The organism is Streptomyces sp. NPDC001617, from assembly GCF_053596855.1.
In genome coordinates this window covers 1-6,143 of record NZ_JBSFHA010000169.1, presented here as the reverse complement: position 1 = coordinate 6,143, position 6,143 = coordinate 1, and the positions used below count along the sequence as shown (strand labels likewise).

Annotated in this window: 7 protein-coding genes; 1 reads left to right on the top strand and 6 read right to left on the bottom strand. The window is 70.1% G+C overall.

The window, feature by feature from the left end; translation table 11 throughout:
- The 3 genes from ACWC09_RS51965 to ACWC09_RS51955 all read right to left on the bottom strand — a co-directional run.
- Positions 1-868 (bottom strand): acyl-CoA dehydrogenase family protein (locus ACWC09_RS51965; RefSeq protein WP_450859250.1); only part of this gene is annotated, 868 nt, incomplete at its 3' end.
- Positions 865-2,040, bottom strand: a complete 1,176-nt coding sequence (locus ACWC09_RS51960) for a CaiB/BaiF CoA transferase family protein (protein ID WP_450859248.1) — start codon at positions 2,038-2,040, stop codon at positions 865-867. The genes ACWC09_RS51960 and ACWC09_RS51965, both read right to left, overlap by 4 nt.
- A gap of 115 nt (positions 2,041-2,155) precedes the next feature.
- Complete coding sequence (locus ACWC09_RS51955) at positions 2,156-2,794, bottom strand: DUF6629 family protein (protein WP_450859246.1); 639 nt, start codon at positions 2,792-2,794, stop codon at positions 2,156-2,158.
- Between the two features lie 222 nt (positions 2,795-3,016).
- On the opposite strand from ACWC09_RS51955, the gene ACWC09_RS51950 reads away from it, so the two are divergent.
- On the top strand, positions 3,017-3,403 hold the full coding sequence (locus ACWC09_RS51950) for a hypothetical protein (RefSeq protein WP_450859245.1): 387 nt from the start codon (positions 3,017-3,019) through the stop codon (positions 3,401-3,403).
- A 14-nt stretch (positions 3,404-3,417) separates the two neighbouring features.
- Here ACWC09_RS51950 and ACWC09_RS51945 read toward each other — a convergent pair whose 3' ends face one another.
- The 3 genes from ACWC09_RS51945 to ACWC09_RS51935 form a co-directional block, all read right to left on the bottom strand.
- The gene (locus ACWC09_RS51945) at positions 3,418-3,825 is read right to left on the bottom strand and encodes a hypothetical protein (protein WP_450859244.1); all 408 of its coding nucleotides are present in this window, start codon (positions 3,823-3,825) and stop codon (positions 3,418-3,420) included.
- A gap of 215 nt (positions 3,826-4,040) precedes the next feature.
- A complete protein-coding gene (locus ACWC09_RS51940) occupies positions 4,041-5,747 on the bottom strand; it encodes an amylo-alpha-1,6-glucosidase (RefSeq protein WP_450859242.1) in 1,707 nt (568 codons plus the stop codon).
- A gap of 36 nt (positions 5,748-5,783) precedes the next feature.
- Positions 5,784-6,143, bottom strand: a 360-nt coding sequence (locus ACWC09_RS51935; protein ID WP_450859240.1) for a carbohydrate ABC transporter permease, incomplete at its 5' end; no start/stop codon positions are given.

Below are 6,143 nucleotides of genomic sequence, written 5' to 3'. Positions count from 1 at the left end.
GGGTGAGCTGGAAGGCGCTGATGGGCCTGTCGAACTGGACGCGCGAGTCGGCGTATTCGATGGCCGCCTGGAGCGAGTCGCGGGCCGCGCCGACGGCGCCGAACAGGATGCCGAAGCGGGCCTCGTTCAGACAGGACAGCGGTCCCCGCAGGCCCTGCGCGTGCGGCAGCCGCGCCGAGTCGGGCAGCCGTACGTGGTCGAAGGACAGCTCCGAGGTGATGGAGGCGCGCAGGGACATCTTCTGCTTGATGTCCTGCGTGGTGAAGCCCGGTGTGCCGCGCGGCACGAGGAAGCCGCGGATGCCGTCCTCGGTCTGCGCCCAGACGGTGGCCACGTCCGCAATGCCACCGTTGGTGATCCACATCTTGGAGCCGTTCAGGATCCAGTCGCCACCGTCGCGGACGGCCCGGGTGCGCATCCCGGCCGGGTTGCTGCCGAAGTCGGGCTCGGTCAGGCCGAAGCAGCCGATCGCCTCACCGGCGGCGAGCCGGGGCAGCCACTCCTGCTTCTGCTCCTCCGAACCCCACTTCCAGATCGAGAACATCGACAGCGAACCCTGCACCGAGACGAAACTGCGGAAACCCGAGTCCGCCGCCTCCAACTCCAGACAGGCCAGACCGTACGAGACCGCGTTGGTACCCGCGCAGCCGTACCCGTCAAGATGCATGCCCAGCACCCCCAACTTGCCCAACTCCGGGGCGAGTTCGCGGGCGAAGTGCGCGTTCTCGAACCACTCGCCGATATGCGGGCGCACCCGGTCGGCGAGGAACCTGGCGACGGTGGCCTGGATCTCGCGCTCCTCGTCGCTGAGAATGGAGGAGAGGTCGATCAGGTCGAGGGGGTCCTTCATCGGCTTGGCGCCGCTCATCGTGTGCTCCAGGAGTGAGTGTCGGACGGGACATCCGCGGTGTGCCGGCCCAGGCTCGGGGGCGGCAGACGGTACTGGGCGGGTGTTCGGCTCAGGGCGATGGGGTTCGCCACCTGGCGGGAGGGTCTGCCCGCCGCTGTGTCGCCGGGGATGTCGACGATCCCGGGAAGGCCGAGCCTGTCGGCGTAGGCGAAGGCCTCGTCGAGGGTGTTGACCGGTCCGGCGGGAACGCCCGCGGCCAGCAGGACGGCCGCCCAGTGGTCCGCACCGGCGTCACCCAACCGTTCGCCGAGGATGTCACGGAGTTCCGCACGGTGGGCGACCCGGTCGGCGTTGGTGCGGAAGCGGGCGGCGAGGGCGAGGCCGGGATCTCCGACCGCATCCGCGAGTGCCGCGAACTGGCGGTCGTTGCCCACCGCGAGCGCGATCGGGCGGTCGGCGGTCGGGAGGGTCTCGTACGGGGCGATGCTGGGGTGCGCGTTGCCGAGCCGGCCCGGCACCACTCCGGCGACGGCGAACGCCGATGCCTGGTTGACCATGGCCGACAGCAGGGAGCCGAGCAGGTTCACCTCGACTCGCTGGCCTTCCCCGGTGGCGTCGCGGTGCCGCAGGGCGGCGAGGATGCCGAGAGAGGCGTGCAGACCGGTGATCACATCGACCAGGGCCACACCCGCCTTCGTCGGCTCACCGTCGGCGTCTCCGGTCACACTCATCAGTCCGCCGACGGCCTGGACGAGGAGGTCGTATCCGGGGATCGCGGCGCCCGCGCCGGCGCCGAAGCCGCTGATCGAGCAGTAGACCAACTCCGGTTGCCGGGCGAGGAGTTCATCGGGGCCGAGGCCCAGTCGTTCCATTGTGCCGGGGCGGAAGTTCTCCACCAGGACGTCGGACTCGGCGACCAGGGCGCGGGCCTGTTCACGGCCGGCCTCGGTGGCGAGGTCCAGGACGACGGATCTCTTGTTCCGGTTGACGCTCAGGAAGTACGTCGAGGTGCCGTCCTCGTCGGCCGGCGGATGCCAGGCCCGGGTCTCGTCCCCGATGCCGGGCCGCTCCACCTTGACCACGTCGGCGCCGAGGTCGGCGAGGAGCATGGTGGCGTAGGGCCCCGCGAGAACGCGGGAGAAGTCGGCGATGCGCACACCCTGCAGTGCCGCGCTTTCCTGGGTGCCCACGCACCCTCCTCTCTGATCGTCCCGCCCCCGCGCACCAGCCTGTCCCCGGGGCGGATCGCCGGTCAACGACGTACTGACGCATCTTTGTGCGTGGAACACGTTCCATACGCCGAGGTCAGAGCCGACCCGTCGCCGACTCCGGGGCACGCTTCCGCCGCCACACCCACCCGAACACGACCAGCGAGGACACCGCGGCGAACGCGCACCAGGTCGAGACGAACTCCAGCCGCCACAGCGCCCAGCACCCCAGCGCACCCACTGCGACGAGGCCGCCGAACCCACGCAGCCCGCGGTCGCCGGAGAGCAGCAGCGCGCCGATCGTCGCCAGCAGATAGCCGACGACGAGTGCTTCGGCGTGCGGCAGGCCGATGACGTAACCGACGGTGTGGCCGCGGATCTCGGCCCGCACGGGACGGGTCGCGAGGGCATACGACATCACGGTGGCGGTCGCGATGCCCGACGCCAAGGGGAGCGTCAGGCGGGCGACCGCATCACGAGGCGCCGCACAGAGCACGGCCACCGGTACCCAGAGCGCGAGCAGCGGAAGGGCTATCACGGTCCAGGCGACCGTGGCCGGGCCGGTGCCGCCGCCGACCTGCCAGACCCGGGCCTCGACCAGCTGATGGGCGCCGAGCAGCAAAGGCAGTGCGGCCATCGGGAGATCGCCGGGCCGCCGTACCCGTGCCACGCAGGCCACACCGACGCACGCGATCCCGGCTCCCGCGGCGAGGTCGGCCGTCGCACTCCAGCACATGGCCCCACGATGGCCTCGACCTCTCGGCAAATCCACGAGCGACGCGGTTCAGTGGCAGATCACATAGTTGCTCCGCGAGGTCGGCCACCTCCCCCCTCGTACGCATCCCGCAGTCGCAGACGTGAGCCCCGTCTTTCCATCACAGGGGCTCGAATCCGCCCTGTGGAAGGCGGCGGCCGTTGTCACAATGAGTGGCCCATCGACGTAGCCACGGAGCTGACCATGCGTAGATCTGCTGTCCTGCTGGCCGTTGTCGCCGCCCTCGGCGTCCCGTTGACGGTACCGGCCCCCATCGCCTCGGCCGACACCCAGACGACCGAGGTCGTCTGCCAGGACTGGTCCGCGCTTCCGCAGTACATCCGCCACATCTACCTCAGTCCGGACACCCCCACGGCCGTCAAGGACTTCGACGAGCACCCGGAGACGCTCAGCTGCTACGAGTGGTCGGGGTCGACCCCGGCCACGGTCTCGTACTCCATCAGCTACGTCATGAACGACTTGGACCATCCCGACGGAGCGACAGGCACCCTCACCATGGGGCACGGCTTCGCGTGGAGCCCCGCCATGCCGGGCTATGTCTACCGGGCGAGTTTCACGCTCATTTCCTGACCCACCGAACGCACTCATGGTCTCAGGGGCGGCGCACCTGTGGCGTTCAAGGCCGTGCCCCGGTCCACGACGGCGGAGAAACAGGGCCAGCCGTCCACGTCGACGTTCCCTTTCGGCGGGTGGAGCTCCAGTGCGGCCTCCAGCAAGCGGCGGACCGTGCCCGGCTCGTAGAGGTTGAGATGGCTGCGGTCCGGGAGACGGACCACTGTGCCCGACTCGAAGGAGCAGTTCGAGATGGCTCCGGTCGGGGTCGGGGCGAAGACCAGGGACAACCGGCGCCGGCCGCCCAGCGCGGGCTCTTCCGTGAAGAGGGAGAGCGCGAGGCGGCAGTCGGCGTAGACGGGCCTCACCCGCTGCCGGACGGTCCAGCGCCAGACGGTGCCGTCCACGACAAGACGGCGGACGCGTCGGTCGTTCCTCACCGGACCACCGTAGACGGGTGATCCGGTGAGGGCGCCTGTATTTTCGCCTTGAGTTGCGGGCCATGACGTGACCGGCGAAGTGCGTTGTGTCTCCCCGGAGTTGGTCTGGCCGGCCGACGGTTCGGGGCCACCGTGGAGCGGTCGGCAACAGCGTCGGCAGCGCCCGGAACTCCGGCTTGAGGCTGTACCTGCCGGTGAGGGACAGGGGGCGATGTTCAGTCGACGTTGCGGAGTGTGTGGGCCTCGGCGAGGAGGAGATAGGCGGCCGCGGTCCAGGTGTAGGCGCGGTCGCGCAGGCCCTGACCGGTGAGGGCGTCGAAGTTCTCGGCGAAGCCGTGGGTTTCGCACAGGGCCCGGAAGCGGGCACTGATCTCGTCGGCGAGACGGCGATGACCACTGCGGCGCAGGCCGTCCTCGACGAGGACGGTGGCGGGGGCCCAGATCGGGCCGCGCCAGTAGCCGTCCGGGCGGTAGTGCGGCGAGGTGGGCAGTTCGGTGGCCAGCCCGTACGGGGTCAGATGGGCCTCGATCCGGGCGGCCAGGTTCTTGGCAACGTTATCGGGCAGACGCGCGCCCAGCACGATCGGCATCAGGTCGAGGAGGCTGGAGCTGCTCCAGGTGTCGCCGCTGTCGGCGCCCCGGGCCATGAACCGGTCCCCCGCCCAGAGTTCGTCGAACAGGGCCGCCTGAGTCGCCTCCGCGGCACGAGTCCAGCCGGCGGCCTCGTCGGCGAGGTCCAACTCCCTTGCCAGCTCCGCTAGTTCACGCAGCTGAAGGCTGAGGAAGGCTCCCAGGTCGGCGGTGACGACCACGCGCTCCGGATCGAAGGTCGTGGCGTTGTCCCAGCCGCTGTCGTTGCCGTGCTGGTAGTGCGGCAGGGCGGCGTCCGGGGCCCGGCGTGCGGTGAGCCAGAAGGCCGTCCAGCGGCTCAACCTGCTGTAGATCTCAACGAGTTCGGTACGAGTGAGGGGTTCAGGGAGTCGGCGGCGCAGGTGGGACAGGGTCCAGCCGTGGATGGGCGGCTTGACGAAGTTGCGCAGGACTTCCGAGTGGGCGACCGAGTCGGGCAGCGCCCCGCTCTCGTCCTGGTGGTCGAAGGGCAGCAGGAACTGGTCACGGGCCAGCTCGGGCGAACCAGGCGCCAGGGCAAGGGCGTTGAAGCAGTGGTCCCAGCTCCAGACCTTGTCCATCCAGTGCTTGGACATCAACACGGCGGGCCGGGTGACCAGCCCGGCCGGGTCGACCGTCGCCGACCACAGGACGTACGCGGCGAGTTCGGCCGCCGGAGTGTCGGCTGAGCGCCAAGGAGCGACGGCGTCGGCGAAGGCCGCGAAGGCCCGCTCGGCCGCGGTCACGACCTCCTCGAAGGCCGCCGAGAGAGCGTAGGGACGGCGTGCCGTGTCGAGTTCCTCGACGGCCGCCTCCCAGTTGTCCCCGCCGAGCGTGAGGCCGCGCTCGGCCTCGCCAAGGGCCTGACCGCCCGTCAACTCGCCCACGCCGCCGGACAGTACGGTGATCCGGTAGCGGCGGCCGGTCTCGTACGAGGTGAAGACGTGGGATCCGTCGACCGGGTCGCGGTAGAAGTACGTGCCGGTGAACGGCGTGAGGGTGCGCGCTGCCGCCGTGACGCGCAGCCCGAGCCCAGTACCGCGCAGGCGGAGGGTGGCCGGCGACTCGTAGACGAGGTCGATCCGGCCGTTCGGGCCGCTCCAGGTGAGCAGGCTCGGTGTCGCCGTGATGTCGGTCGGTGCCTCGGGGGCGAGACGCAGGACGGGGTGCATGCCGTTCTGGTGGGAGACCAGGTGGAGGTCCTCGGCGTATGTCTTCTCCGCCAGCACCGGGGAGACACCGAACCAGGAGCCGCGGGTGCTGAACGGGATGTCGTGGAGGGAGAACGCCGGGCCGGGGCGGGCTGCGGTCATGGAAGGGCTACTCGTTTCTTCGACGGGCACGGCCGGTCAGTCCTTCACGGCGCCGGTGGTCACACCGGCGGCGACATAGCGCTGGGCGACGACGAGGATCACCGTCGCCGGCAGCGGGGCCACGACGGCGGTGGCCATGATGGCGTTCCACTGCTGGTTGTTGTTGCCAATGTAGTGGTAGATGCCGAGCGTGATCGGCTCGTGGGTACCGCCGTTGGCGAGGGTGTTGGCGAAGACGAAGCCGGACCAGGACCACAGGAAGGCGAACAGGGAGACGGTGACGACGGCGTTGCGGCTCATGGGCAGCACGATCGACCGGAAGGTGCGTGCGGGTCCGGCGCCGTCCATCTGGGCGGCCTGGAGCAGTTCGCCGGGGATGCCGGACATGAACGCGGT